This is a genomic window from Amycolatopsis sp. FBCC-B4732 (assembly GCF_023008405.1).
In the GTDB taxonomy this organism is placed as follows: domain Bacteria; phylum Actinomycetota; class Actinomycetes; order Mycobacteriales; family Pseudonocardiaceae; genus Amycolatopsis; species Amycolatopsis pretoriensis_A.
On the sequence record NZ_CP095376.1, the window covers coordinates 805,705 to 831,732 of the forward strand.

Genomic DNA, 26,028 nt, shown 5'->3' on the forward strand with positions numbered 1-26,028 from the left:
TAACTAACCGGAGGTCGCCCTACTCACCTCCGGGAGCACGCATGTCCTCACTTCGGCGCATCGCGAGCGCGGCCGCCGCGCTGGCGATCGCGGCAAGCGGTCTCGTCCTGGGCTCACCCCCGGCGTCGGCGCTCGAAAACGGGCTGCTGCGGACACCGCCGATGGGCTTCAACAACTGGAACTCGACGCAGTGCCGCCCCGAGTTCGGCGAGGCGATGATCAAGGGCATCGCCGACATCTTCGTCAGCAAGGGCCTCAAGGACGCCGGCTACACCTACGTCAACATCGACGACTGCTGGGCGCTGCCGTCGCGGAACGCGGCGGGTGACCTCGTCCCCGACCCCGCGCGCTTTCCCCACGGCATCAAGGCACTCGCCGACTACGTGCACGGCAAGGGGCTGAAGTTCGGCATCTACACCAGCGCCGGGACGAAGACGTGCAACACCGCCGGCTTCCCCGGTGCGCTGGGTCACGAGCAGCAGGACGCGAACCTCTTCGCCTCCTGGGGCGTCGACTACCTGAAGTACGACAACTGCAACAACCAGGGTGCCGACGCGCAGCAGCGGTACAAGGCGATGCGGGACGCGCTCGCGAAGTCCGGGCGCCCGATCGCCTATTCGATCTGCGAGTGGGGTCAGAACAAGCCGTGGACGTGGGCGGCGCCGGTCGGGAACCTGTGGCGCACCACCGGTGACATCTCCGACAAGTGGTCGAGCATGATCGGCAAGGCGCAGACCAACCGCGGGCTCGCGCAGTACGCCGGCCCCGGGCACTGGAACGACCCCGACATGCTGGAGGTCGGCAACGGCGGCATGACCGCGGCCGAGTACCGCACGCACTTCAGCCTGTGGGCCATGATGGCGGCGCCGCTGCTCATCGGCAGCGACCTGCGGAAGGCGTCGGCCGACAGTTTCGCGATCCTCGAGAACACCGACGTGATCGCGCTCGACCAGGACCCGCTGGGCAAGCAGGCGACCGTGCTGAGCGCGAACGGCGGGCTCGTCGTCTACAGCAAGGTGCTCGCCGACGGCGACCGGGCGGTGGCGCTGTCCAACGAGACGGCGGCGACGGCGACGATCGGCACGACCGCGTCCGCGACCGGCATCGGCGGCGCGTCTTCGTACACGCTGAAAGACCTGTGGAGCAAGGCGGTCCGGACCACCACGGGCACGATCAGCGCGTCGGTGCCCTCGCACGCGACGGTGCTGTACCGCGTGTCGTCCCGGAGTTCCCGTTATGAAGCCGAATCCGCGACCCTTTCGCCCGGCGGCACGGTGGACGCGAACCACGCGGGCTTCTCGGGAACGGGCTTCGCGAACGGCGCCAACGCGGTGGGCAGCTACGTCGAGTGGCAGGTGAGCGGGCCGGCGTCGACGCTCACGTTCGGCTACGCGAACGGCACGACGGCGGCGCGCCCGGTCGACATCGCGGTGGACGGCGCGGTGGTGGCCACCGGCGTCCCGTTCCCGCCGACCGGCGCCTGGACGACGTGGAGCACGGTCGCCCGTCCGGTGCCCCTCACAGCGGGCACGCACACCGTACGGCTCACCGCGACCACCGCCGACGGCCCGGCGAACCTGGATTATCTGGACATTTCGCAGTAGCCTTTTCGTATGGGGTACGAGATCAATGGCCGGTGAGGTGACGACGCCCCTGCTGCCGTGTGGGGACGTCGACGAGATCGCGGAGTTCTACGCGATGCTGGGGTTCGAGCGGACGTACCGGCAGCTCCGCCCGAACCCGTACGTCGCGGTGCGGCGCGAGGACCTGCACCTGCACTTCTTCGGGATGCCGGGCTTCGATCCGGAGCAGTCCTACGGCACCTGTCTGGTGCAGGTCCCCGACATCGGCGCGCTGTTCGAGGCGTTCGCCGCCGGGATGCGTGCGGCGCACGGGAAACTGCTGGTCAAGGGGATCCCGCGGATGACGCGGCCGCGCGTGCGCAAGAACATGGGGGGCCTGACCGGCTTCAGCGTGGTCGACCCCGGCGGCAACTGGATCCGGATCGTCTCGCGCGAGCAGGCGTCGCTCGCGACCACGAAGCTCGGCCGGGCGCTGGAGAACGCCGTCGTCCAGGGCGACTCGCGCGGCGACGTCGCCCAAGCCGCGAAGATCCTTTCGGCCGCCCTCGAACGCGAGCGGGCGAGCGCCCCGGCCGCCGACGTCGCCGCGGCCGAGGCCTACTTGGCCGAGCTGCGGGAGTCGTAAGCCGCCCGGGCCTGTTCGACCTCGTCGAGGTGGGGCGACCACTCGGCGAGGCTGGCGAACAGCGGGCCCAGGCTGCGGCCCAGCTCGCTGATTTCGTACTCCACCCGCGGCGGGACTTCGGCGTGGTAGGTGCGCACGACGAGGCCGTCGCGCTCCAGCTGTCGCAGCCGTTGGGTGAGCACCTTCGGCGTGATGGTGGCGATCCGGCGCTCGAGTTCGACGAACCGCTGCCGGCCGAATTCGTTGAGGGCCCACAGGATCGGCGTGGTCCACCGGCTGAACACGATGTCCACGACCGGCGCGATCGGGCAGGCCAGCTCGGGTGTGGTCCTGGTCACTTTTCGGGCCTCCAGCCATTACTTTCCTCTAGGTACCTACTATACCGGCGAATGTAGCGTCGTTCCCATGATCGTGGTCATGGGAGCAACGGGAAATGTCGGAGCCCCGCTGGTGCGCCAGCTGGCGGAGGCCGGGGAAGAAGTGACGACGGTGTCCCGCCGGATCGCCGACGCGCCGCCGGGAGTGGTTGTCCGGCAAGGAGATCTGGCTTCGCCACCGGAATTCGAGGACGTGTCGGCGGTGTTCCTGATGGTGCCGCCGGGGTTCCAGGGCTCGCTGGAGCCGGTGCTGGCGCGGACCGGGTCCGCCCGCGTGGTGCTGCTGTCGTCGCAGGGCGTCGGAACCGGACGGCACCCGGCGGTGTTCGAGGACGCCGTACGGGCGTCGAGTCCGGAGTGGACGATCCTGCGTCCGGCCGGGTTCGCGTCGAACGCGTTCCAGTGGGCGGAAAGCGTGCGCACTTCACGTGCGATCGCGGCACCGTTCGGCGACGTCGCCCTGCCGGTGATCGACCCGGAGGACATCGCGGCGGTCGCGGCGGCGGCGCTGGTTTCCCCGTCGCACGCAGGAAAGACGTATGTCCTGACCGGCCCGTCCCCGGTGTCGCCGCGCGAGCAGGCGGCGGTCATCGGCGAGGCGGTGGGGGAGCCGGTCCGGTTCGTTCCGCAGACGCGCGACGAGGCCCTCGCGGCGATGCTGAACTTCATGCCGGCGGAGGTGGCGGAGTCCACACTGGACATCCTGGGCGCACCGACGCCGTCGGAGCAACAGGTGAGCCGCGACGTGGAACGGATCCTGGGCCGCGCGCCGCGTCCGTTCGCGGCGTGGGCCGCGCGCTTCGCGGGGGCGTTCAAGTGACCGCACTGTCCTATCAGGAGCAAGGCAGCGGAGCACCGCTGGTGTTCCTGCACGGCAACCCGACGTCGTCCCGCTTGTGGCGCACCGTGATGCCGTCCCTGCCAGGGCGCCGCCTGGCACCGGACCTGATCGGCATGGGTGACTCACCGAGGCCGGACATCGAGTACACGTTCGACGACCACGCGAGCCACCTCGACGACTGGTTCGACGCCCTGGCGCTGGACGACGTGGTCCTGATCGGCCACGACTGGGGTGGCGCGCTGGCGGCGGACTGGGCGTCCCGCCACCCTTCGCGGGTCCGGGCGCTGGCGTTCACGGAAGCGGTGCTGAAGCCGATGTCGTGGGCGGAGTTCCCGCCCGCGGGGGCCGAGGTGTTCCGCGCTCTCAAGACGCCGGGGGTGGGCGAGTCGATGATCGGCGACTTCCTGCCCCCGGAGTACGCGTCCCAGGACCTTCGCCCGGTGCTGCAGTGGACCCGGTCGATGCCACTGGGCGGCGAGCCGGCGTCGGTGGTGTCCTGGATCGAGGCGTTCGACCGCTGGCTGTCGTCGTCCGCCGTACCGAAGTTGCTGGTGACGTTCGAGCCGGGCTTCGGCACGATGCTGACGTCGTCGATGGTCGAGTGGTTTTCCGCGAACTTCGCGTCGCTGGAGGTGGTGCACCGCCCGGAGAAGGCAGGGCACCACACCCCGGAGGACCAACCGGAAGCCCTGGCGGCGGTGCTGGCGGAGTGGCTGGAGAGGATCAGCGGAGCCGCAGCCCGCTGACGTACGGCTGCGGCGCGACGGCGACACTGCCACCGGAGAGTTCCCACCCACCCCAGGCCCGGCCGAGCCGGGGCACACCTGTCAACGGGAACCGAAGGCACCGTGGGGGTCCGGGGGCTCGGCCCCCGGGCAACACCCGGATTCCGGGGGAAGTCCGCGCGTTCCGCGGACACACCCCACCCACGGAATCCGGTCGGGATGACAGGATTTGAACCTGCGACCCTTCGCTCCCAAAGCGAATGCGCTACCAAGCTGCGCCACATCCCGGCACACCCCCAGGGGGGTGTGCGGTCAGCCTAGCGCGTCACGCTAAGCTGGCCTCGCACCCGGGTACCTCGGGGGCACGCGGGTGTAGCTCAATGGTAGAGCCCTAGTCTTCCAAACTAGCTACGCGGGTTCGATTCCCGTCACCCGCTCCACTCTCGTAGGAGGCGGCGTCGCGGGCTGAAGCGGCGTCGGCCTCCAGGGATGCGGCGATCACGTCCAGCAGCTTGTCGGTGTCCACCGGCTTCGTGATGTAGTCGTCCGCTCCGCTGGCCAGCGTCCTGGCCCGGTCCTCCGCGGTGGCCTTGGCCGTCACGGCGATCACCGGGAGGTCGGCGTTGGCCGCTTCCGCTCGGATCGCCGCGATCGTCGCGTTGCCGTCGAGCTCCGGCATCATCACGTCCATCAGGACCAGGGCCGTGTCCTCGTTGCGCTCCAGGGCCCGGATGCCGTCCACGCCCGTCTCCGCGTAGATGACCTCCAGGCCGGCCTGTTCCAGGACCGCGGCCAGGGCGAACACGTTGCGCAGGTCGTCGTCGACGATCAGGACCTTCTCGCCGTGGAAGCGCTTGGGCGTGACGTCGGGGGCCGCCACCAGGACCGTGCTCGGGACCGGGGGGAGGCGGGGGGAGGACAGGGCCGTGACCGCCGGGTCGACCAGGTTGGCCGCCGCCACCGGGAGGTAGAGGGTGAACGTCGAGCCGACGCCCGGTTCGCTCACCACGCGCAGCTCGCCGCCCAGGAGCTCGGTCAGCTGCTGGCTGATGTTCAGGCCCAGGCCCGTGCCGCCGTACTTGCGGCTCGTCGTGCCGTCCGCCTGGCGGAACGCCTCGAAGATGACCGCCAGCTTCTCCTCCGGGATCCCTATCCCGGTGTCCTCGACCGCGAACGCGATGATGCCCGGCGCGTTGCGCAACGCCTCCTGCTCGACCTCCGCCGGGTCGGCCGCGCGGATGCGCAGGCGGACGCCGCCCTCGTCGGTGAACTTCGCCGCGTTCGAGAGCAGGTTGCGGAGGATCTGCTGGAGGCGGTGCTCGTCGGTGTGGACGCTGCCCGGCACCGGCGGGTCGATGTGGACCGCGAACTCCAGGCCCTTGTCCGCGGTCAGCGGCCGGCACAGGGACTCGACGTAGTCCACCAGCTCCGGCAGCGTGATGTCGGACATCTGCATGTCCAGCCGGCCCGCCTCGACCTTGGCCAGGTCGAGGATGTCGTTGATCAGCTGCTGCAGGTCGGACCCGGCCGCGTAGATCGTCTTCGCGAACTGGATCTGCTTCTCCGTCAGGTTCCCTTCCGGGTTCTCCGAGAGCAGCTTCGCCAGGATCAACGCGCTGTTCAGCGGCGTCCGCAGCTCGTGCGACATGTTCGCCATGAACTCGGTCTTGTACTGCGACGCCACCGTCAGCTGCCCGGCGCGCTCCTCCAGCTCCTGGCGTGCCTGCTCGATCTCGCTGTTCTTGACCTCGATGTCGCGGTTCTGCTGGGCCAGCAGCGCGGCCTTCTCGGCCAGCTCCGTGTTGGACCGCCGCAGCTCGCCCTGCTGGGCCTGCAGCTGCTCCGACCGCGCCCGCAGCTCCTGCGCCAGCCGCTGCGACTCGGTCAGCAGCGCTTCCGTGCGCGAGTTCGACAGGATCGTGTTCACGTTGACGCCGATGGTGTGCCGCAGCTGCTCCAGCAGGTCCTGGTGGACCGTGCTGAACTCGTTGACCGAGGCCAGCTCCAGCACGCCGAGGACCTCGCCCTGGAACAGCACCGGCAGCACGATCAGGTTCACCGGCGCGGCCGAGCCGAGGCCGGACGAGATCAGCGCGTACTCCGGCGGGGCGTTGTGGACCAGGATCGTGCGCTGGTCGACCGCGGCCTGGCCGATCAGCGACTCGCCGATCCCGAAGCGCAGGCCGGCGCGGGACTGCGCGAGCCCGTAGGCCGCGATGCACTCCAGCACCGTGCCGTCGCGGTCGTCGTCGCGGGCCAGGAAGAACGCGCCCTGCTGGGCGCGGACCAGCGGGGCCAGCTCGGACAGGATCAGCGCGGCGACCGAAGCCAGGTCGCGGTGGCCCTGCATCCGCCCCGACAGCTGCGCGAGGTTCGTCTTCAGCCAGTCCTGCTCGCGGTTGGTCCTCGTCGTCTCCTTGAGGTTCGCGATCATCTGGTTGATGTTGTCCTTGAGGTCCGCGACCTCGCCGGACGCGTCGACCGTGATGTGCCGGGTCAGGTCGCCCGCCGTCACCGCGGTCGCCACCTGCGCGATCGCGCGGACCTGCGTGGTCAGGTTCCCGGCCAGCTGGTTCACGCTCTCGGTGAGCCGCTGCCAGGTGCCCGACACGCCGCCGACCTCGGCCTGGCCGCCGAGCTTGCCCTCGGTGCCGACCTCGCGCGCCACGCGCGTGACCTCGGAGGCGAACGCCGAGAGCTGGTCGACCATCGTGTTCATCGTGGTCTTGAGCTCGAGGATCTCGCCGCGGGCGTCGACGTCGATCTTCTTCGTCAGGTCGCCCTTCGCGACCGCGGTGGTCACCTGCGAGATGTTGCGCACCTGGCTGGTCAGGTTGTGCGCCATGAAGTTGACGTTCTCGGTCAGGTCCTTCCAGGTCCCGGCCACGCCGGGGACCCGCGCCTGACCGCCGAGGATGCCTTCGGTGCCGACCTCGCGCGAGACGCGGGTGACCTCGTCGGCGAACGCGCGCAGCGTCTCCACCATGCCGTTCAGCGTCTCGGCCAGCGCCGCGACCTCGCCCTGGGCGACGATCGAGATCTTCTTCGACAGGTCGCCGTTGGCCACGCCGGTCGCGACCGTGGCGATGCTGCGCACCTGGTCGGTCAGGTTGGTGGCCATGACGTTGACGTTGTCGGTGAGGTCCTTCCACGTCCCGGCGACACCGCGCACGGTGGCCTGGCCGCCGAGGATGCCTTCGGTGCCGACTTCGCGGGCGACGCGGGTGACTTCGTCGGCGAAGGCGGAGAGCTGGTCGACCATGGTGTTGAGCGTGGTCTTGAGTTCGAGGATCTCGCCGCGCGCGTCGACGGTGATCTTCTGGGTCAGGTCGCCCTTCGCGACCGCCGACGTCACCGTGGCGATGTTCCGGACCTGGTCGGTCAGGTTGTTCGCCATGAAGTTGACGTTGTCGGTGAGGTCCTTCCAGGTACCCGCGACCCCGGGCACGGTGGCCTGGCCGCCGAGCTTGCCCTCGGTGCCGACTTCGCGGGCGACGCGGGTGACTTCGTCGGCGAAGGCGGAGAGCTGGTCGACCATGGTGTTGAGCGTGGTCTTGAGCTCGAGGATCTCGCCCCGGGCGTCGACCGCGATCTTCTGCGTCAGGTCGCCCCGCGCGACGGCGGTCGCGACCTGGGCGATGTTGCGCACCTGGGTGGTCAGGTTGTTCGCCATGAAGTTCACCGACCCGGTCAGGTCGCGCCAGGTGCCGGCGACCCCCGGGACCTGCGCCTGCCCGCCCAGCTGGCCCTCGGTGCCCACTTCGCGCGCGACGCGGGTGACCTCGTCGGCGAAGGCGGAGAGCTGGTCGACCATCGTGTTCATGGTCGTCTTGAGCTCGAGGATCTCCCCGCGTGCGTCGACGGTGATCTTCTGCGTCAGGTCGCCCCGCGCCACGGCCGTGGTCACGTGCGAGATGTTGCGGACCTGGTCGGTCAGGTTGTCGGCCATGCCGTTGACCGAGTCGGTGAGGCTGCGCCACGTCCCGGCCGCGCCCGCCACCTCCGCCTGGCCGCCCAGCTTGCCCTCGGAGCCCACCTCGCGCGCGACCCGGGTGACTTCGCCGGCGAACGCCGAAAGCTGGTCGACCATCGTGTTCAGCGTGTTCTTCAGCTGCAGGATCTCGCCGCGGGCGTCGACGTCGATCTTCTTCGTCAGGTCGCCGTTGGCCACCGCGGTCGCCACCTGCGAGATCCCGCGGACCTGGTCGGTCAGGTTGTCGGCCATCTGGTTGACCGAGTCGGTGAGGTCGCGCCACGTCCCGGCGACGCCCGCGACCTGGGCCTGGCCGCCGAGCTTGCCGTCCGAGCCGACCTCGCGGGAGACGCGGGTGACCTCGTCGGCGAACGACGAGAGCTGGTCGACCATGGTGTTGATGGTGTTCTTGAGCTCGAGGATCTCGCCGCGGGCGTCGACGTTGATCTTCTGGGTCAGGTCGCCGCGCGCGACGGCGGTGGTGACCTGGGCGATGTTGCGGACCTGCTCGGTGAGGTTGTCGGCCATGAAGTTGACCGAATCGGTCAGGTCGCGCCAGGTGCCGGACACGCCCGGGACGACCGCCTGGCCACCGAGACGTCCCTCACCCGCGATTTCGCGGGAGAGCCTCGTCACTTCGACGGCGAAGCGCGACAGCTGCGCGATGAGGCCGTTGACGGTCTTCGCGAGGGTCGCGTACGCGCCCTGCAGCGGCCGGCCGTCCAGCGTGAGGGTCATCGGCTGGGACAGGTCGCCGTCCGCGACGCCGCCGAGCACGCGCTCCAGCTCGATCGCCGGCCGCGTGAGGTCCTCGACCAGGCCGTTGACGGCTTCGACGGCGGTGTTCCAGCCGCCGGGGCCGACCTGGCCCTCCAGCCGTTCGAGCAGCCTGCCTTCCTGGCCGACCGCCGTCCGCACCCGCAGCAGTTCGCTGACCAGCCGCTGGTTGCGCTCGGCGATGTCGTTGAACGCCACCGCGAGCTGCGCCGAGATGCCGTCGCCGTGCGGCACGAGCCGCCGCCGGAAGTTGCCGTCCCCGAGATCCCGGACCGCCACGAGCAGCCGTTCCAGCGCGGCCGCTTCGCTCTGGGATTCCGTTGTCATGTGTGCCGACCCTCTCCACCACGCATGCGCCAGCCATGGTCGTCGACCCAGCGTGCCATGATTCGCCCTACACTTCGAGCCAGTCCGCCCACCACGCGGTAGCCGTGCGACAGCAGTCCGGAGGCAGGAGGTCCGTGCATGGTGTCACGTCCGGCCCCGGCGTCGGCGGCCCTGCCGTCGATCGCCGGTGAGGACGGGCCGCCGGGCTTCGACGCCTTCGGGCGGGCCGTCCTCGAAGACGTGCGCGACGCGGTGTTCGTCCAGGACGCCGACGGGGAGCTGCGCTGGGCGAACCCGGCGGCGCGCACCCTGACCGGCGGCGCCGAGCCGCGGCTGCACCCGATCGCCGAGACCTCGGGCCACGTAGAGGTGGCCGGCCACCGGCGTCCGGCCCGCATCCGGGCCCTCCCGGGCGGCTGGCACGCCTGGACCGTGCAAGCGGAGGACGTCCCGCAGCGGCACGTCGGCGACTTCCTGGCCGAGGCCGGGCCCCGGCTGGCCGGGGCGCGCGGGCGCCACGGCACCGCCCGGGTGATCGCCGAGCTGGCCGCGTCCGCGCTGGCCGAAACCGTCTTCGTACTGCTCCCGACCACCCGCGGCCGGTGGGAGTGGTGGAGCTGTGAGGGCCCGGCCGCGCAGGGCCACGGCCGGATCCGGCGGGTCCCCGCCCAGGTCGCGCCGGTGCTGGCGGCCACCTTCGGCGCCCTCGGCCGCCCCCAGCTCGCGCCCGTGCCCGCGCCGGAGGTGGCGACGCTCCCGTCGGTCGTCGCCGACCGGTTCGCCGGCCACGCCGACGTCTCGGTCGTCTCGCTCGGGCCGAGCGCGGGCGCCGGCGTCACCGGTGCCCTGCTGCTGGGCCGGCGCGCCGACCCCGAGTTCGGCACCGACCAGACCCGCGCGGTGGTCGAGTTCGCCAAGGCGGCCGGGACGGCGCTGGCCAACGCCCAGCGCTACGCCCGCCAGGAAGAGGCCACCCGCGGCCTGGAGACGACGCTGCGCCCGATCGACCCGCCGGAGCTCGAGGGCACCCGGTTCGAGACGTGGTACGAGCCGGCGGGCGGGGTGCTCGCGGTCGGCGGCGACTTCTATGACGTCCTCCCGCACGACGACGGCAGCGCGTTCCTGGTGCTCGGCGACGTCTGCGGCAAGGGCCCGGAGGCCGCGGCGCTGACCGGCCGGGTCCGGCACGCGCTGACCGCGCTGGCCATGGTCGAACGCGACGGCCGCACGCTGCTGCGGCTGCTCAACGAGCTGCTCATCGCCGGCGGCAGCAGCCGCTTCGCCACCCTCGTGCTCGGCACCGCGCGCCCGGCGGACGGCGGCGTCGAGCTGACGCTGGCCTCCGGCGGGCACCCGGCGCCGCTGATCATCCGCCGCTCGGGCGTGGTCGAGGAGGTCACCGTCCCCGGCACGCTGGTCGGCATCTCGCCGCAGGCCCGGTTCGCCGAGGCGGGCGTGCGGCTGGAGCGCGGCGAGATGTGCCTGCTCTACACCGACGGCATCACCGAGGCCCGCAACCGCCACGACCCGACGGAGCTCTTCGGCGACGACCGGCTGCGCGCGGTGCTCACGGCCGCGGCGGGGGAGCCGGCCCGCGAGGTCGTGCGGCGGCTGCGGCAGGCCGTCCGGGACTGGCTCGGCAGCTCGGCCCACGACGACATCGCCGTGCTGGCCATCGAGTGCCCCGAGTGAACTCCTGTCCTTTGTGGACCGGGTTTGGCCGCACGCGGAGGGGGTAATTCCCCGTGCATCGATCCCGATGACAGGAGTCTCATGGCGAACGCATTGAACGGACGCCGCGTCGCGATCCTGGCGGCGGACGGCGTCGAGCAGGTCGAACTCGAAAAGCCGCGCCAGGCCGTCCTCGACGAGGGCGCGACGGTCGAGCTGGTGTCCCTCGACACCGGCGAGATCCAGGCGATGAACGGCGACATCGACAAGGGCGACCGCTTCCCCGTCGACCGGAAGGTCGCCGACGTCCGCGTCGACGACTTCGACGCGCTGCTGCTGCCCGGCGGCACGATGAACCCGGACAACCTCCGCATCGACCCGGACGCGGTCCGCTTCGCCGGCGATTTCGTCCGGGCCGGTAAGCCGGTCGGGGTGATCTGCCACGGTCCGTGGACGCTCGTCGAAGCGGATGTCGTACGAGGGCGCCGGCTGACGTCGTACCCGAGTATCCGCACCGACCTGCGTAACGCCGGCGCCACCGTCGTCGACGAAGAAGTGGTGGTCGACAACGGCCTGGTGTCCAGCCGGAACCCGGACGACCTGCCGGCGTTCTGCCGCGAGGTCGTGCGCTCGTTCGCGGGCTGAGTCCTTTGTAGACGTTCACCCGGACGCGCGTGTTAAGTCCCGCTTAAATTTGTTGGCATTCGGTGCCCCGGCGGAGGACGCTGAGGGTGTGACGAGGATCGCCCGGCGAGAGGAGGTGGACGCGATGACGGTGCAGGCAAGGCGCTACGGCCGCTGGTGCCGCGAGCACTTCGACGCGATCGCCCCCGTGGGCGTTCCGGTACCCCGCCCCGCCGACCCCGCCGACCAGGCTCGGCCGGTCAGCGAGCCGGAGCCGGCGCAACCGGTGGCCGAACAGCCGCAGGGCTGACGACGGACGTGAAGAAGGCCTCCCCGGTCGAGCCGGGGAGGCCTTCTTCACGTCCGGGTCAGCGGTAGCTGCGCCGGTACCAGACCCGGCGCGGCCCCGGTGCGCCGATGCGCGTGATGACGTCGGTCAGGATCGCCCCGATGACCAGCCAGATCACCGCCGCGAGACCGTCGTTGAGGAACGTCGCCAGCTTCTCCGAATCCGGCGTGAACAGGTTGCGCAGGCCCAGCGAGACGCCGGCCGACCACTCGCTGATCAGGTGCGCGAAGCCGTTCGCCGAGTTGGCCTCGCCCAGCACCAGCACGATGTGCACGGCCAGGACCAGCGCGAACACCGCGCACACGAGGTGGATCAGGGCGTTGACCGTGCGGACGACCCGGATCCGCGGGTGGGTCCGCTCGACGACTTCTTCCGTCGTGGCCGGTTCATAGCGCGGTTCGTACGGCTCCTGGGGCGGGGGATACGGCATCGTCGCCGTCCTTTCGACTGTCCGATGTGGACGCATCTGGGCGTACGGTGGCCCCGGGGGAATACCCGTCACCCGGACGGGTAAACCGCGCGTTCCTCAAATTTCCGAAAAATGCGTCATGTTAGGGTTGTTTGGGGAACTCAAGGAGGGTCATGGCGCAGGACGTCTTCTCCGTCGAGCAGGTCGCCGCGAAGCTCGGCCTGCACGTCCGGACGGTGCGGAACTACGTGCGGGACGGGCGGCTGAAGGCGGTCCGGATCGGCAAGCAGTACCGGATCGCCGCCGACGACCTCGAGGCGTTCACCGGGCTGCCGGTCGCCGAGCGGGCCGGGGCGGCGCGGACGGCCGAGCTGTCGGGCGTCGTCGAGCTGGGCGGCATCGACCGGGCCGGCGCGGACCGGCTCTCGACCATGGTCGTGGCCTCGGTCAACGGCCCGCGGGACGGCGGTGAGCGGCCCCTGCGCGTGGAGACCATCCACGACGAGGACCGCGCCACGATGAAGATCATCGTGCTCGGCGACCTCGCCGCGGGCGCCGACCTGCTGCGGTGGGTGGCGTCGATCGCCGAAAACCTGACCTGATCTCCCGGCCGCCGCGCGCTGAGCCGCGCGTGGGAATCCCGGGCGGGGCGGGCAACCCGGCCCCGTGCGGGACGTCCACGTGATCATGAGAATCCCGGCGCTGCTGGCGTCCGTCCTCGCTCTCCTGGTTCTTCCCGTCCTCCCCGCGTCGGCGGAAACCGCGGTACCGGCGGGGTTCCGGCCCGCGTCGACGAGCTGGACCGGCCCGGACACCGGGTACGTCCTCGGGTATTCGCCGTGCGCGAAGAGCTGGTGCCCGGCGCTGGTGGGCACGACCGACGGCGGCACGCACTGGCGGCGGCTGGGTGCGCCGCCGATGCCGTTGCCGGACAACCACAACCACGTCGCGCTCACGTTCGTCTCCGCCCGCGTCGCGTACGTCAGCGACGGCGTCCACGTCCGCACCACCCGGGACGGCGGCGCGACCTGGCACCCGGTCGGCCTCATCGGCGCGCGCGAGCCGTACTACCTCTCGAAGATCACCGAAACCGGCGGGCGGGTGTTCGCCGTGCTCACGGCCTACGGCGAGGGCCGCGGCTCGACGCGGCTGTACTCCGCCGTCGCCGGCTCGCCGGTGCTGGCCGGAGTGCCCGGGTTCGCGGCCACCGGCGCGCTGACCTACGGCGACCTCTCCGCCGGCGGCGGGCTCCAGGTCGCGCTCGGCGCGGACTACGGCACGGAGGAGTACTGGACCTCGCGCGACGGCGTCCGCTTCACCCGGGCCGAGCCGCCCTGCCCGGCGGGGTCGGTCGCGTCGCTCGCCGGGGTCCGGGACCGGCAGGTCGTGGCGCTGTGCAGCAGCAGTCCCGGGTCGCCGCAGCCCGGCTCGACCGAGCGGCGGTTGCGGCACGCCCCGCAGCTCGGCGGGGCGTTCAGCGGGAGCGACGAGGCGCCGTACACCGGGATCACGCAGGGGTTCGCCGCCGCTTCGCCGGCCACCGCGACGGTCGCGGCGGTGGGCGGGGGCGTCGGGTTCCTGCACCGCACGGCCGACGGCGGCCGCACCTGGACGACGACGGCGTTGTCCGAACGCGGGCTCGGGCTGGCCGATCTCGACTTCCCCGGCCGCGGCACGGGAGTCGTCGTGGACGGTCAGCCGGATGCCGCGGGCGGTTCGGCCGTGTACCGCACCACGGACGGTGGAATCTCCTGGCGCGAACTGCGTTGGGGGTCATAGTCCCTGGCAGGTAAGGCCCTTTGCCCTGGTTCACACTGTGAACGGCATGTCGTAGGCTGAGCACTGTCCGTTGCCGGACACGGTGAGCGAAGCCCGGGCAGGGGCGCCGTCCACCGCGGTGCAGAGTGGGAGATCAGCCGATGACGCCTGGCGACCTGCGGTCCGGAACCGGGGGCGGCGCCGCCGCGCTCGATTTCAGCAAGGCGAGCCTGGCCCGGTTGTCCGACGCGTTGCTCGGCGGTCACGACCACTACGAGGTCGACCGCGAAGCGATGCGGCGCCTGCTGGCGATCGCGCCCGGCGCCCGCACGATGGCGAAGGAACACCGCGACTGGCTGGTGCGCGCGGTGCGGTTCCTGGCCGGCAAGCGCGGCATCGACCAGTTCCTCGACCTGGGCTCCGGCATGCCGACCGCGGAAAACACCCACCAGGTGGCGCAGCGGTACAACCCGGACGCGCAGGTGGTGTACGTCGACAACGACCCGGTGGTGCAGGTGCACGGGCGGGCGCTACTCGAGGAGAACTACCTGACCCACGTGACGGGCGCCGACCTGACCCGCCCGGCCGACACCCTCGCCGACGACGTCGTCAAGGAGTACCTCGACTTCTCCCGGCCGGTGGCGCTGATGCTGACGTCGATCATCCACCACATCGACGACTACGAACGCGCGAAGAAGATCGTCGCGGAGTACGTGGAGGCGCTGGCGCCGGGGTCGTACCTGCTGCTCACGCACCACTTCGACCCGGAAGAGGACTCGCCGCGGCAAGAACTCGCGCGGCTGCTGGAGACGAGCTTCCAGGGCACCGGGCTGGGCAGCGTGTACCGCACGCGGGAGCAGATCACGGCGTTCTTCGACGGCACCGAACTGCTCCGCCCGGGGCTGGTCTACCTGCACGAATGGTGGCCCGACGGCCCGCGCCTGCACCCGCTCAGCGAGCTGAACTTCCTGACCTTGGGCGGCGTCGCCCGCAAGCAGTGACGCCCCCGGTCGTGAGTGTTCAGGCGGGGTTCTGACCCGCCTGAACACTCACGACCTGCGGCGAGCGGGTCAGGCGGCGTTGAACGTGTCCGGGTCGGGGCCGGTGCGCTCCCCGCGGTCCAGCGGGTTCAGCGACTCGACCTCCTCCTCCGTGAGGGTGAACCCGAACAGGTCGAAGTTCTCCTCGATCCGCGACGGTGTCACCGACTTCGGGATCACGACGTTGCCCAGCTGCAGGTGCCAGCGCAGCACGATCTGCGCGGGCGTCCGGCTGTGCTTGACCGCCAGCTCCGCCACGACCGGGTCACCCAGCAGGCTGCCGCCCTTGGCGAGCGGGCTCCACGCCTCCGTCGCGATGCCGTGCTTCGCGTCGAACTCGCGGACCTCCTGCTGCTGCAGGTACGGGTGCAGTTCGATCTGGTTGACCGCCGGCACGACGTCGGAAGCGTCCATCAGCCGCTCGAGGTGCGCGGGCTGGAAGTTGGACACGCCGATCGCGCGGACGCGGCCGTCGGCGTAGAGCTTCTCGAACGCCTTCCACGTGTCCAGGTACTTGTCCCGCTGCGGGGTCGGCCAGTGGATCAGGTACAGGTCGAGCTGCTCCAGGCCGAGCTTGGCCATGCTCTCGTCGAACGCCTTGAGCGTCGAGTCGTAGCCCTGGGCGGAGTTCCACAGCTTGGTGGTGACGAAGAGCTCGTCGCGGGGCACGTCCGACTCGGCGAGGGCCTGGCCGACGCCCTTTTCGTTGCCGTAGACGGTGGCGGTGTCGATGCTGCGGTAGCCCGCGTCGAGAGCGGCCTTCACGGCGGTGGTGGTTTCGTCGTCCGGGATCTGGAAGACGCCGTAGCCGAGCTGCGGCATCCGCACGCCGTTGTTGAGTTCGAGCACGGGCACGCTGGTCACGAGGGTTCCTTTCGGTGGGTGGTTCATCGGGCGAGTACCCGTTCCCCGGCTGCGAAACTAGCCGGGGAACGGCGGTCGAGCAGGCCGGAGACGAGCGCCACGGCGAGGCCCGCTGCGGCGAGCGCCGCGCCGATCCAGTTGGGGGCGGTGTAGCCGAGGCCGGACTCGATGGCCCGGCCGCCGAGCCACGCGCCGCCCGCGTTGCCGAGGTTGAACGCGGCGATGTTCGCCGCCGAGGCCAGCGCCGGGGCGCCCTCGGCCTTGGCCATCACGCGGGCCTGCAGTGGCGGCACGGTCGCGAAGCCGGCCGCGCCGAACAATGCGATGGTGATCGCCGCGGGCACCTTGGCGTGCGCGGTGAAGACGAACGCGACCAGCACGATCGCCAGTGCCGCGAGGATCACGTAGAGGCTCGGCATGAGCTTGCGGTCCGCCGCCCGGCCGCCCAGCAGGTTGCCGGCGAAGAGGCCGCCGCCGAACAGCACGAGCAGCCAGGTCACGGCCCCGCTGGAAAAGCCGGCGACCTCGGTCATCATCGGCGCGATGTAGGTGAAGGACGCGAACACCCCGGCGAAGCCGAGCGCGGTCATCACCAGCGCGAGCCACACCTGCGGGCGGCGGAACACGGCGAGCTCGCCGCGCAGGCCCGCGCCCGGGTCCGGCTTCTGGTGCGGCACCAGCGCGAGGATGCCGATGGCACCGAGCACACCCAGGACGCTGACCACCCAGAACGTCGAGCGCCAGCCGAAGGCCTGGCCGAGCGCGGTGCCGGCGGGCACGCCGAGGACGTTGGCCACGGTCAGCCCGGTGAACATCAGCGCGATCGCGCTGGCCTGCTTCGCCGGGGCGACCAGTGAAGCGGCGACGACCGAGCCGACGCCGAAGAACGCGCCGTGCGAGAGGGCCGCGACGACCCGGCCGGTCATCAGCAGGCCGTAGCTCGGGGCGAGCGCCGAGAGCACGTTGCCCGCGATGAACAGCCCCATCAGGGCGACCAGCACGGTCTTGCGCGGCACCCGCGAGGCCAGCGCGGTGAGCACGGGCGCGCCGACGACGACGCCGAGCGCGTAGCCCGAGATGAGCAGGCCTGCGGACGGGATCGAGACGCCGAAGTCGCCCGCGACCTCGGGCAGCAGGCCCATGATCACGAACTCGGTGGTGCCGATCCCGAAAGCGCTGATCGCCAGTGCGAGCAGAGCGGCGGGCATGGACTTCCTTCTTCCCGGGGTAGACTGTTGTGGGCGTTGGCAACTACGAGCGTCCGAGATAGTTGCAGACGCCGTATATTGCACGAGCTCGATAGTGCAGCGTGCAAACGTGTGCGCGCAAGCCGGGGAGAGGTGAACCGTGTCACTGGACGACGACGCCGTGGCGGCACGCGCGCAGGGGTGGCGCACGCTCGCCGCGCTCCACGCGCGGATCGAGGACAAGCTGCAGCGCGCGCTCGAGCGCGACCACGAGCTGTCGGTGAGCGAGTACACGGTGCTCGACGTGCTGGCCCGCCAGGACGGCTTCCACCTGCGGATGAACCAGCTCGCCAACGCCGTGGTGCTCAGCCAGTCGGCGACGACGCGGCTGGTGACCCGGCTGGAGGGCCGCGGTCTGCTGGCCCGCTACCTCTGCGCGGACGACCGCCGCGGCATCTACACGGAGGTGACGCCGGCGGGGCAGGCCCTGCTGACGGCGGCCCGCCCGACCCACGACACGGCCCTGGCGGAAGCGCTCGCCGAGGCCGAAACCTTGCCGGAACTTTCACCGCTGGTCGGGGCGCTGGGCACGCTTTCCTTCCCTGCTGTGCCTTCGGCCTGACGCAAGCTTGCGAAAGTCTTCCGAAACTCCCGCTGAGCGGCACATTCCCGATCGGCCGTGTGATTGCGGCGGCCGCCCGCCCGAACCCCTGCTCCATCCGTGGGACACTTTCGCTCGCCGCGTTCGATAGTTTCGCTGGTCAGCACGGTTTGTCCGGCTTCCGGCCGTTCCCGTCAGCCGTTGACCGGACCGTTTGCGCCGCCCTAATTTGTTGTCCCACCAGACGAACTGGGGTGGTGTCGGCGTGGACTCCTCCTTCTCGCTCAAACCGGTGCGCCCGGCCGACCAGGCCGCCGTCCGGCGGAGCAACCTTTCGCTGGTGCTGCGGCACCTGCGGGACGCGGGTCCCCGGTCGCGGGCGGGGATCGCCGCGGACACCGGGCTGAACAAGGGAACCGTGTCCAGCCTCGTCGCCGAACTCGCCGAACGCGGGCTGGTCCGGGAAGGCGACCGCGAGCGCGCCGGCGCGGTGGGGCGCCCGGGCACGATCGTCGAACTCGACGGCCGCGGCGTCGGCGGGATCGGCGTGGAGATCAACGTCGACTACCTGACCGCGCTCGCCCTCGACCTCACCGGCGCTGTCTTGTTCGAGCAGCGCGTCGCGCTCGACGTACCCGCGTTCCCCGTCGAGAAGGTCCTCGACGCCGGTGCGGAGCTGACCGCGCGGGCGCTGCGGGAGTTCCGGCGGCTAGGGGTCATGCCCGCCGGCGTCACCGTCGGCATCCCGGCGCTGGTCGACGTCGCGAGCGGCACCGTCGCCTTCGCGCCCAACCTGCACTGGACCGACGTCCGGGTGGTCCGCGGCATCACCGAGCGGCTGACCCGGCGGCTCGGCCCGCCGTCGTACCCGATCCGCACGGCCAACGACGCGAACCTCGGCGCGCTCGGCGAATACGCCATGGGCAGCGTCGCCGGCACCGCCGACCTGGTCTACCTGACCGGTGAGATCGGCGTCGGCGGCGGGGTGATCGCCGGGGGACGGCTGCTCGGCGGCGCCGAAGGGTTCTCCGGCGAGATCGGTCACATCCAGCTCGACCCGGCCGGCCGGATCTGCGGCTGCGGGCGCCGCGGCTGCTGGGAAACGCTCGTCGGGCTCGCCGGGATGCTGCGGCTCGCCGCGTCGCCGGGCGACCCGGTGCACGACCCGTCGCTGGACCTCGAACAGCGGCTCGACCTGATCCGCCGCCGCGCCGAGCTGAAGGACAAGCGGACGCTCGACGCGCTCGCGCAGGTCGGCACCGGGCTCGGCGTCGGCGCCGCGGTGCTGGTCAACGTGTTCAACCCGCGCGTGGTGCTGCTGGGTGGCTACTTCGCGCAGCTGGGCCCGTACCTGCTCGGCCCGATGCTGGCCGAGCTCGAAACCCGCGTGATCGCCCCGGGCATCGGGGGCTGCCGCGTCGAGCTGTCCTGGCTCGGGTTCTCCGCGGCTTCGCGAGGCGGCGCGCACGTGGCGCTGCAGGCGGTGTTCGACGACCCGGCGCTGGTGCCGGTCCGCGCGGAACGGGAGAGCGGATGAGCGTGCTGCCCCCGACCGGGTGGAAACACTTGATCGAGTCCGGCGATGTAGATCGGGTGGGCGCCCGCGCGCCGGGCGGCGAATCGCCGGGGCGCGGGCTGATGTGCCGAACAGGTGGAGGAACTTATGGGGAAGATCGGTGTCTGGCTGATCGGTGCCCGCGGCTCGGTGGCCACGACCGCCGTCGCCGGGGCCGCCGCCATGCGCGCGGGACTGGCCGCGCGCACGGGCTGCGTGACCGAGCTGCCGGACTTCGCCGGGGCTGAACTGCCCGGCTTGGGGGACCTGGTCTTCGGGGGCCACGACGTCGTCGACACGCCCTTGGTCAAGCGGGCCGAGCACCTGGCCGCGGCGGGCGTGCTGCCGTCGGCGCTGCCCGGCGCGGTGAGCGCGGAACTGGAGGCGGCGGAGGCCCGGCTGCGCCCGGCGCCGTCCGAAGGCGGGCAGGCCGCGGCCGACCGGATCGTCGCGGATCTGACCGAGTTCCGGGAGGGTCTGGACCACGTCGTCGTGGTCAACGTCTCCTCCACCGAGCCGCCGTGCGCGCCGCACCCGGCGCACGCGTCCCTCGCCGCGCTGGAGGGTGCGCTGGACACCCTGCCGCCGAGCGCGCTGTACGCCTACGCGGCTTTCCGCGCCGGCTGTGGCTTTGTCGACTTCACCCCGTCCACCGGTGCGCGCCTGCCCGCGCTCGACGAGCTGGCCCGTTCGACGGGGCAGCCGTACGCCGGCCGCGACGGCAAGACCGGCGAGACGCTGCTGCGGTCGGTGCTCGCGCCGATGTTCGCCCAGCGCGCGCTGAACGTCCTGTCCTGGTCGGGCACGAACCTGCTGGGCGGCGGGGACGGCGCCACGCTGGCCGACCCCGGTGCGGCGGCGAGCAAGAACGCGTCCAAGCAGCAGGTGCTTTCGCAGAACCTCGGGCGCGAGGTCGACGGCGAGGTGCACATCGACTACGTCCCGGCGCTCGGCGACTGGAAGACGGCGTGGGACCACGTGCTGTTCGAAGGCTTCCTCGGTGCGCGCATGACGTTGCAGCTCACCTGGCAGGGCTGCGACTCGGCGCTCGCCGCGCCGCTGGTGCTCGACCTCGCCCGGCTGACCGGCAAGGCCTGTCGCGACGGCGTCGCCGGCCCGGTGGCCGAGTTCGGATTCTTCTTCAAGGATCCCGCCGGGGACGGCCCGCACGACCTGGCGTCGCAGTACGCGGCCCTGCGTGAGTGGGCGCACCGGTGAAGGCCTTCGTCGAACTCGTCCGCGCGCCCGCGGCGCTGACCGTGCCCGGGGACGCCGTCGCCGGGGCCGCCGCGGCCGGCTGGCCCTTCGGCCGCCGCACGCCGGCGCTGACCGGCGCGTCCGTCTGCATCTACTGGGCGGGCATGGCGCTCAACGACTACGCCGACCGGCACCTGGACGCCATGGAACGGCCCGAGCGGCCGATCCCGTCCGGCCGGATCAGGCCCGGCACCGCGCTCGGCGTGGCCACCGGCCTGACCGCGGGCGGGCTGGGCATCGCGGCCGCCGCCGGCGGGAAGCGGGCGCTGCGCGTGGCGCTGCCACTGGCCGCGACCGTGTGGGCGTACGACTTCGTGCTCAAGGAGACCGCGCTCGGCCCGGCCGCGATGGCCGCCGCCCGCGCGCTCGACGTCCTGCTCGGGGCGGGCGGGGCGAAGCCCGCGCTGTCGGCGGCGTTGACGGTGGGGGCGCACACCTACGCCGTGACAACGCTGTCGAGGTCGGAGGTCCACGGCGCGAAGCCCGCGCTGCCCGCGGCCACCCTGGCCGCCACCGCGGGGGTCCGCGTCGCCGCCGGCCGCGTCGGGCCGCTGGCTTCGGCGCTGCTGGGGACGTACGCGCTGACCACCGGGCGGGCGCAGTACGACGCCGTGCGCGACCCGGCCGCGCCCAAGATCCGCCGCGCGGTCGGGGCCGGGATCCACGGCATGATCCCGTTGCAGGCCGGGCTGATCGCGCGCACCGGCGCGTGGCGCTCGGCGCTGGCCGTCGCCGCCGCGTTCCCGATCGCGCGGGCGCTGAGCCGGAAGGTGTCGCCGACATGAGGTTCGGGTACGGCACCAACGGCTTCGCCAACCACCGCCTCGGCGACGCCCTGCGCGTCCTGGCCGACCTCGGCTACGACGGGGTCGCGCTCACCCTCGACCACCAGCACCTCGACCCGTTCGGCCCGGACCTCGCCCGGCGGGTCGCGTCGGTGGCGGCCGAGCTGGACCGGCTCGGGCTGGCCGTGGTGATCGAGACGGGCGCCCGGTTCCTGCTGGACCCGTGGCGCAAGCACTCGCCGACGTTCCTCGACCCCGACCGCGCGCGCCGCGTCGAGTTCCTGACGAGGGCCGTGGAGATCGCCGCGGACCTCGGGGCGGAGGCGGTTTCGTTCTGGAGCGGGAACAAGCCCGCCGATCTGTCCACAGAGGACGCCTGGGCACATCTGGTGGACGGGTGCGCCGACGTGCTGAAGGCGGCCGACGAACACGACGTCAAGCTGGGTTTCGAACCGGAGCCGGGGATGCTCGTCGAGGACCTCGACGGGTACTTCGCACTCTCCCGGCGCCTCGGCGACCCCGGGCGGTTCGGGCTGACGCTGGACATCGGGCACTGCCGGTGCAACGAGTCCGCGGCCGTGCCCGACTGCGTCCGCCGGGCGCTGCCGCGGCTGGTCAACGTGCAGATCGACGACATGCGCCGCGGCACGCACGAGCACCTGGAGTTCGGCGCGGGCGAGATCGACTTCCCGCCCGTGCTGGAAGCGCTGTCGCCGTACGCCGGGCTGGTGGCGGTGGAGCTGCCGCGCGACAGCCACGCGGCGCCGCGGATCGCCCGCGAGTCCCTCGAATTCCTGCGGAAGGCGGTGGCGGCGTGAACGCCTGGCTGGACAAGGCACTGCACGACGTCGCCGCCGACGCGGCGGTGCTGCGCACGGTGTTCCCCGGCGTCGGCCGCCGGGTCGGCCGGGGCCCGTCGGACACTCCCGGGTGGACGGTCGACGACGTGGCCCGGGTCCGGTTGCTGGAAGCCGCACCCGGAGCCGCCGCGGAGATGCCGGACCTCTACCGCTACGGCGACGCCGCCGAGAAGCGGGCCGTCCTGCGTGGACTGTCCGTCGTGGACACCGGCGACGCCGGGCTCGAACTGGTCGCGGACGCCCTGCGCACCAACGACACGCGCCTGGTGACCGCCGCGATGGGGGAGTACGCCGCCACGCACCTCGACGCCGCCGCGTACCGCCACGGCGTCCTCAAGTGCGTGTTCATGGGCATTCCGCTGGCCGGCATCGCCGGGCTCGACCGCCGGACCGACGAGGAACTGCTGCGCATGATGCGGTCCTTCGCCGCCGAGCGCACCGCCGCGGGCCGCGACGTCCCCGCCGACCTCCTCCCGCTGCTGACCGAACAGGACGCCTGATGCGCATCTTCGACCCGCACATCCACATGAGCTCCCGGACCACCGACGACTACGCGGCCATGCACGCCGCCGGCGTCCGCGCGCTCGTCGAGCCGGCGTTCTGGCTGGGCCAGCCGCGCACGAACGTCGGCAGCTTCACCGACTACTTCGACGCCCTCGTCGGCTGGGAGCCGTTCCGCGCGAGCCAGTACGGCATCGCACACCACTGCACGATCGCCTTGAACCCCAAGGAGGCCAACGACCCGCGCTGCGCGCCGGTGCTCGACGTCCTGCCGCGCTACCTGGAGAAGGACGGCGTGGTCGCGGTCGGCGAGATCGGCTACGACTCGATGACCGCGGAGGAGGACAAGGCGTTCGCCGCGCAGCTCGCGCTGGCGATCGACCACGACCTCCCGGCGATGGTGCACACCCCGCACCGCGACAAGGCGACCGGCACCGAGCGCAGCATCGCCGTCGTCCGCGAGTCCGGCATCGCGCCGGAACGCGTGGTGCTCGACCACCTCAACGAGGTGACCGTCCGGCAGGTCAAGGAGTCCGGTTCCTGGATGGGGTTCTCGATCTACCCGGACACCAAGATGGACGAAGAGCGGATGGTCGCGATCCTGAAGGAGTACGGGACCGAGCGCGTCCTCGTGAACTCCGCGGCCGACTGGGGCAAGAGCGACCCGCTCAAGACCCGCAAGACCGGCGACGCGATGCTGGCCGCCGGGTTCACCGAGGACGACGTCGACCAGGTGCTGTGGCGCAACCCCGTCGAGTTCTACGGCCAGAGCGGGCGGCTTTCGCTGGAGAGCGTGGCACCGGACGCCGAGTTCGCGGGCAACTCGATCCTGCGGGGGGCGCGCAAGTGAGGTTCCGGCACCGCGACGGCACGCTCGTCCACCTCGCCTACTGCACCAACGTGCACCAGGCCGAGGATCTCGACGGCGTGCTCACCCAGCTGGCCCGCTTCGGCGAGCCGGTCCGCGAACGCCTCGGCGTGGCCCGGCTCGGGCTCGGCCTGTGGCTGGCTCGTCCGGTGGCGGCCGAACTGGTGGCGGACCCGGCGGCGGTGGCCCGGCTGCGTGGCGAACTGGCCGCGCGCGGGCTGGAGGTCGTCACCTTCAACGGGTTCCCGTACCAGGGGTTCCACGACCCGGTCGTCAAGCACAAGGTGTACCGGCCGGACTGGGCGACGCCCGAACGCACGCGGTACACCCTCGACCTCGCGCGGCTGCTCGCCGAGCTGCTGCCGGAGGACGCCGTGCGCGGCAGTGTCTCGACGTTGCCGCTCGGCTGGCGCACGGAATGGCGGGACGACCGCGGCCAGCTCGAGCTGCTGGCCAAGGGGCTGGCCGAGCAGGAGCGGCCGGTGCGGGTGGCGTTCGAACCCGAACCCGGTTGCGTCATCGAGACGACCGCGCAGGCCGCGGCCCTGCTGTCCGATGTGGACACGGACTGGCTCGGCATCTGCCTCGACACCTGCCACCTCGCGGTGGGCTTCGAGGACCCGGCGGCCGCACTCGGCCGCCTCGAAGCCGCCGGGTTGGCCGTCGTCAAGCTGCAGGCGTCGGCCGCGCTGGAAGCGGCCTCGCCGAAGGATCCCGCGACCCGCCGGGCGCTGGAATCCTTTGTGGAAACGCGCTTCCTGCATCAGAGCAACGAAGGCGCCCCGCCGGGCGCCGACGACCTCGACCTCGCGCTGGCGGGCGGGCTCCCCGGCGAGGCACCGTGGCGCGTGCACTTCCACGTGCCGCTGCACGCCGACCCGGCGCCGCCGCTGACGTCGACCCGGCCGGTGCTGGCCGCGACGCTGGCCGAGCTGTTCGGCGGCGCCACCGCGCGCACCGACCACGTCGAGGTCGAGACCTACACCTGGCAGGTGCTCCCGGACGCACCCGCCGACGACGCCGGGCTGGTCGCGGGCATCGCGGCCGAGCTGGAGTGGACCCGGCGCTCCCTGAACGAACTAGGCTTGGAAGAGGTTTCGGAATGAGTTTGCTCGTCCTCGACGTCGTCGGGCTGACCCCGCGGCTGCTGCCGCACATGCCCAACCTGCGCAAGATGGCCGAGCCCGGCTTCACCGCGCAGCTGGACACCGTCTTCCCGGCGGTGACGTGCTCGGTGCAGTCGACGTTCCTCACCGGCCTGCAGCCCGCCGAACACGGGATCGTCGGCAACGGCTGGTACTTCCGCGACCTCGGCGAGATCTTCCTCTGGCGCCAGCACAACAAACTGGTCCGGGGCGACAAGTTCTGGGACGCCGCCCGCCGCGCGCAGGCCGGACATCGCGTGGCGAACGTGTGCTGGTGGTACGCGATGGGCATGGACGTCGACCTGACGGTGACCCCGCGGCCGATCTACCACGCCGACGGCAAGAAGTCCCCAGACGCCTACACCCACCCGCCGCAGCTGCACGACCGCCTGGTCGGCGCGCTCGGTGAGTTCCCGCTGTTCACCTACTGGGGCCCGACGGCCGCGATCACGTCGTCGAAGTGGATCATCGCCGCCGCGCGGAAGATCATGGCGGAGGACAAGCCCGACACCACGCTCGTCTACCTCCCGCACCTGGACTACGACCTCCAGCGCTTCGGCCCGGACGCGCCCCAGGCCGCGGCGGCCGCGCGAGAGATCGACGACGCCTTGAAGCCGCTGCTGGACCAGGCGGCCGCGGGCGGCCACACCGTCGTCGCGCTCTCGGAGTACGGCATCACGAACGCGAGCCGGCCGGTCGACATCAACCGGGCGCTGCGTCGTGAGGGCCTGCTCAACGTGTACGTCCAGGCCGGGATGGAGTACCTCGACCCGTGGACGTCCCGCGCGTTCGCGGTGGCCGACCACCAGGTCGCGCACGTCTACGTCGCCGACCCCGCCGACATCCCGCGGGTGCGGGACATCGTGGCCGGACTGTCCGGTGTGGACGTCGTGCTGGATCGCGCGGGACAGGCGGGGATCGGGATCGACCATGAACGGGCCGGCGAGCTGGTCGCGATCGCCGAGCCGGACGCGTGGTTCACGTACTACTACTGGCTGAGCGACGACCGCGCGCCGGACTTCGCGAAGACGGTCGAGATCCACCGCAAGCCCGGGTACGACCCGGCCGAGCTGTTCTTCGACCCGAACGACCCGGCGGTGAAGCTGAAGGCGGCGTCGGCGCTGGCCCGCAAGAAGCTCGGCCTGCGGTACTCGATGCAGGTCGTCCCGCTCGACCCGGCGCCGGTGAAGGGCAGCCACGGGCGGCTGCCCGACGCCCCCGAGGACGGGCCCGTGCTGCTGTGCTCGGATCCCTCGCTCGCCCGCGAAAAGATCCACGCCACCGAAGTCAAGGATCTGCTGCTCACGGCTATCCGCACCGAATAGA

24 protein-coding genes and 2 tRNA genes are annotated in these 26,028 nt (G+C 71.7%); 20 read left to right on the forward strand and 6 right to left on the reverse strand.

Annotated features, from left to right (window positions below; translation table 11 throughout):
- Positions 1–41 precede the first annotated feature (41 nt).
- Both MUY14_RS02855 and MUY14_RS02860 read left to right on the forward strand, forming a co-directional pair.
- Positions 42–1,604: a carbohydrate-binding protein gene (locus tag MUY14_RS02855; RefSeq protein ID WP_247020494.1), complete on the forward strand. Its 1,563-nt coding sequence runs from the start codon at positions 42–44 to the stop codon at positions 1,602–1,604.
- A 25-nt stretch (positions 1,605–1,629) separates the two neighbouring features.
- Positions 1,630–2,208, forward strand: coding sequence for a hypothetical protein (locus MUY14_RS02860; protein WP_247020496.1), 579 nt, complete (start codon positions 1,630–1,632; stop codon positions 2,206–2,208).
- Here the strand turns inward: MUY14_RS02860 and MUY14_RS02865 are convergent.
- Positions 2,181–2,546 carry a helix-turn-helix domain-containing protein gene (locus tag MUY14_RS02865; RefSeq protein ID WP_247020498.1) on the reverse strand — a complete coding sequence of 122 codons (366 nt, stop codon included), beginning with the start codon at positions 2,544–2,546 and terminating at the stop codon, positions 2,181–2,183. The genes MUY14_RS02860 and MUY14_RS02865 overlap by 28 nt on opposite strands.
- 67 nt (positions 2,547–2,613) lie before the next feature.
- Here MUY14_RS02865 and MUY14_RS02870 point away from each other — a divergent pair, with 67 nt between their 5' ends.
- Together MUY14_RS02870 and MUY14_RS02875 are read left to right on the forward strand one after the other, a co-directional pair.
- Positions 2,614–3,405: an NAD(P)H-binding protein gene (locus tag MUY14_RS02870; RefSeq protein WP_247020500.1), complete on the forward strand. Its 792-nt coding sequence runs from the start codon at positions 2,614–2,616 to the stop codon at positions 3,403–3,405.
- Positions 3,402–4,172 (forward strand): alpha/beta fold hydrolase, encoded by a 771-nt coding sequence (locus tag MUY14_RS02875; RefSeq protein WP_247020502.1) that lies wholly within the window; start codon positions 3,402–3,404, stop codon positions 4,170–4,172. The genes MUY14_RS02870 and MUY14_RS02875 overlap by 4 nt, the downstream gene beginning before the upstream one ends.
- A 193-nt stretch (positions 4,173–4,365) precedes the next feature.
- On the opposite strand, the gene MUY14_RS02880 is transcribed toward MUY14_RS02875, so the two are convergent.
- Positions 4,366–4,439: transfer RNA gene (locus tag MUY14_RS02880), tRNA-Pro, on the reverse strand.
- Positions 4,440–4,517: 78 nt separating this feature from the next.
- Between MUY14_RS02880 and MUY14_RS02885 the strand changes: the two genes are divergently transcribed.
- A tRNA-Gly gene (locus tag MUY14_RS02885) sits at positions 4,518–4,591 on the forward strand.
- Here the strand turns inward: MUY14_RS02885 and MUY14_RS02890 are convergent.
- Positions 4,543–9,228, reverse strand: coding sequence for a HAMP domain-containing protein (locus MUY14_RS02890; protein ID WP_247025039.1), 4,686 nt, complete (start codon positions 9,226–9,228; stop codon positions 4,543–4,545). The genes MUY14_RS02885 and MUY14_RS02890 overlap by 49 nt on opposite strands.
- A gap of 138 nt (positions 9,229–9,366) precedes the next feature.
- On the opposite strand from MUY14_RS02890, the gene MUY14_RS02895 reads away from it, so the two are divergent.
- The 3 genes from MUY14_RS02895 (at position 9,367) to MUY14_RS02905 (ending at position 11,833) form a co-directional block, all read left to right on the forward strand.
- Positions 9,367–10,920, forward strand: a complete 1,554-nt coding sequence (locus MUY14_RS02895; RefSeq protein WP_247020504.1) for a SpoIIE family protein phosphatase — start codon at positions 9,367–9,369, stop codon at positions 10,918–10,920.
- Between the two features lie 81 nt (positions 10,921–11,001).
- A complete protein-coding gene (locus tag MUY14_RS02900) occupies positions 11,002–11,544 on the forward strand; it encodes a type 1 glutamine amidotransferase domain-containing protein (protein ID WP_247020506.1) in 543 nt (180 codons plus the stop codon).
- An 88-nt stretch (positions 11,545–11,632) separates the two neighbouring features.
- Entirely contained in the window at positions 11,633–11,833 is a 201-nt protein-coding gene (locus MUY14_RS02905; RefSeq protein ID WP_247020508.1) for a hypothetical protein, read from the forward strand.
- A gap of 58 nt (positions 11,834–11,891) precedes the next feature.
- On the opposite strand, the gene MUY14_RS02910 is transcribed toward MUY14_RS02905, so the two are convergent.
- Complete coding sequence (locus MUY14_RS02910) at positions 11,892–12,302, reverse strand: hypothetical protein (protein WP_247020510.1); 411 nt, start codon at positions 12,300–12,302, stop codon at positions 11,892–11,894.
- Positions 12,303–12,454: 152 nt separating this feature from the next.
- Between MUY14_RS02910 and MUY14_RS02915 the strand changes: the two genes are divergently transcribed.
- The 3 genes from MUY14_RS02915 to MUY14_RS02925 all read left to right on the forward strand — a co-directional run bounded on the left by MUY14_RS02915 (position 12,455) and on the right by MUY14_RS02925 (position 15,040).
- A complete protein-coding gene (locus MUY14_RS02915; RefSeq protein WP_247020512.1) occupies positions 12,455–12,883 on the forward strand; it encodes a helix-turn-helix domain-containing protein in 429 nt (142 codons plus the stop codon).
- A gap of 79 nt (positions 12,884–12,962) precedes the next feature.
- Complete coding sequence (locus tag MUY14_RS02920) at positions 12,963–14,060, forward strand: hypothetical protein (protein ID WP_247020514.1); 1,098 nt, start codon at positions 12,963–12,965, stop codon at positions 14,058–14,060.
- Positions 14,061–14,200: 140 nt separating this feature from the next.
- Positions 14,201–15,040: an SAM-dependent methyltransferase gene (locus tag MUY14_RS02925; protein ID WP_247020516.1), complete on the forward strand. Its 840-nt coding sequence runs from the start codon at positions 14,201–14,203 to the stop codon at positions 15,038–15,040.
- A gap of 69 nt (positions 15,041–15,109) precedes the next feature.
- Here the strand turns inward: MUY14_RS02925 and MUY14_RS02930 are convergent, their stop codons facing one another.
- Together MUY14_RS02930 and MUY14_RS02935 are read right to left on the reverse strand one after the other, a co-directional pair.
- Positions 15,110–15,943 carry an aldo/keto reductase gene (locus MUY14_RS02930; RefSeq protein WP_281506246.1) on the reverse strand — a complete coding sequence of 278 codons (834 nt, stop codon included), beginning with the start codon at positions 15,941–15,943 and terminating at the stop codon, positions 15,110–15,112.
- A 23-nt stretch (positions 15,944–15,966) separates the two neighbouring features.
- Complete coding sequence (locus MUY14_RS02935) at positions 15,967–17,151, reverse strand: MFS transporter (RefSeq protein ID WP_247020520.1); 1,185 nt, start codon at positions 17,149–17,151, stop codon at positions 15,967–15,969.
- Positions 17,152–17,290: 139 nt separating this feature from the next.
- On the opposite strand from MUY14_RS02935, the gene MUY14_RS02940 reads away from it, so the two are divergent.
- The 9 genes from MUY14_RS02940 (at position 17,291) to MUY14_RS02975 (ending at position 26,027) form a co-directional block, all read left to right on the forward strand.
- A complete protein-coding gene (locus MUY14_RS02940; protein ID WP_247020522.1) occupies positions 17,291–17,752 on the forward strand; it encodes a MarR family winged helix-turn-helix transcriptional regulator in 462 nt (153 codons plus the stop codon).
- 244 nt (positions 17,753–17,996) lie between these two features.
- Entirely contained in the window at positions 17,997–19,268 is a 1,272-nt protein-coding gene (locus MUY14_RS02945; RefSeq protein ID WP_247020525.1) for an ROK family transcriptional regulator, read from the forward strand.
- A gap of 126 nt (positions 19,269–19,394) precedes the next feature.
- Positions 19,395–20,504: an inositol-3-phosphate synthase gene (locus MUY14_RS02950; RefSeq protein ID WP_247020527.1), complete on the forward strand. Its 1,110-nt coding sequence runs from the start codon at positions 19,395–19,397 to the stop codon at positions 20,502–20,504.
- Positions 20,501–21,328, forward strand: coding sequence for an SCO3242 family prenyltransferase (locus MUY14_RS02955; RefSeq protein WP_247020529.1), 828 nt, complete (start codon positions 20,501–20,503; stop codon positions 21,326–21,328). The genes MUY14_RS02950 and MUY14_RS02955 overlap by 4 nt, the downstream gene beginning before the upstream one ends.
- Positions 21,325–22,146, forward strand: a complete 822-nt coding sequence (locus MUY14_RS47075; protein ID WP_315863257.1) for a sugar phosphate isomerase/epimerase family protein — start codon at positions 21,325–21,327, stop codon at positions 22,144–22,146. Before MUY14_RS02955 ends, MUY14_RS47075 begins: the two co-directional genes overlap by 4 nt.
- Positions 22,143–22,688, forward strand: a complete 546-nt coding sequence (locus MUY14_RS47080; protein ID WP_315863258.1) for an EboA domain-containing protein — start codon at positions 22,143–22,145, stop codon at positions 22,686–22,688. Before MUY14_RS47075 ends, MUY14_RS47080 begins: the two co-directional genes overlap by 4 nt.
- On the forward strand, positions 22,688–23,539 hold the full coding sequence (locus MUY14_RS02965) for a TatD family hydrolase (RefSeq protein ID WP_247020531.1): 852 nt from the start codon (positions 22,688–22,690) through the stop codon (positions 23,537–23,539). Before MUY14_RS47080 ends, MUY14_RS02965 begins: the two co-directional genes overlap by 1 nt.
- Positions 23,536–24,663, forward strand: a complete 1,128-nt coding sequence (gene eboE, locus MUY14_RS02970; RefSeq protein ID WP_247020533.1) for a metabolite traffic protein EboE — start codon at positions 23,536–23,538, stop codon at positions 24,661–24,663. Before MUY14_RS02965 ends, eboE begins: the two co-directional genes overlap by 4 nt.
- Positions 24,660–26,027 (forward strand): alkaline phosphatase family protein, encoded by a 1,368-nt coding sequence (locus MUY14_RS02975; protein WP_247020535.1) that lies wholly within the window; start codon positions 24,660–24,662, stop codon positions 26,025–26,027. The genes eboE and MUY14_RS02975 overlap by 4 nt, the downstream gene beginning before the upstream one ends.
- Position 26,028: the final 1 nt, after the last annotated feature.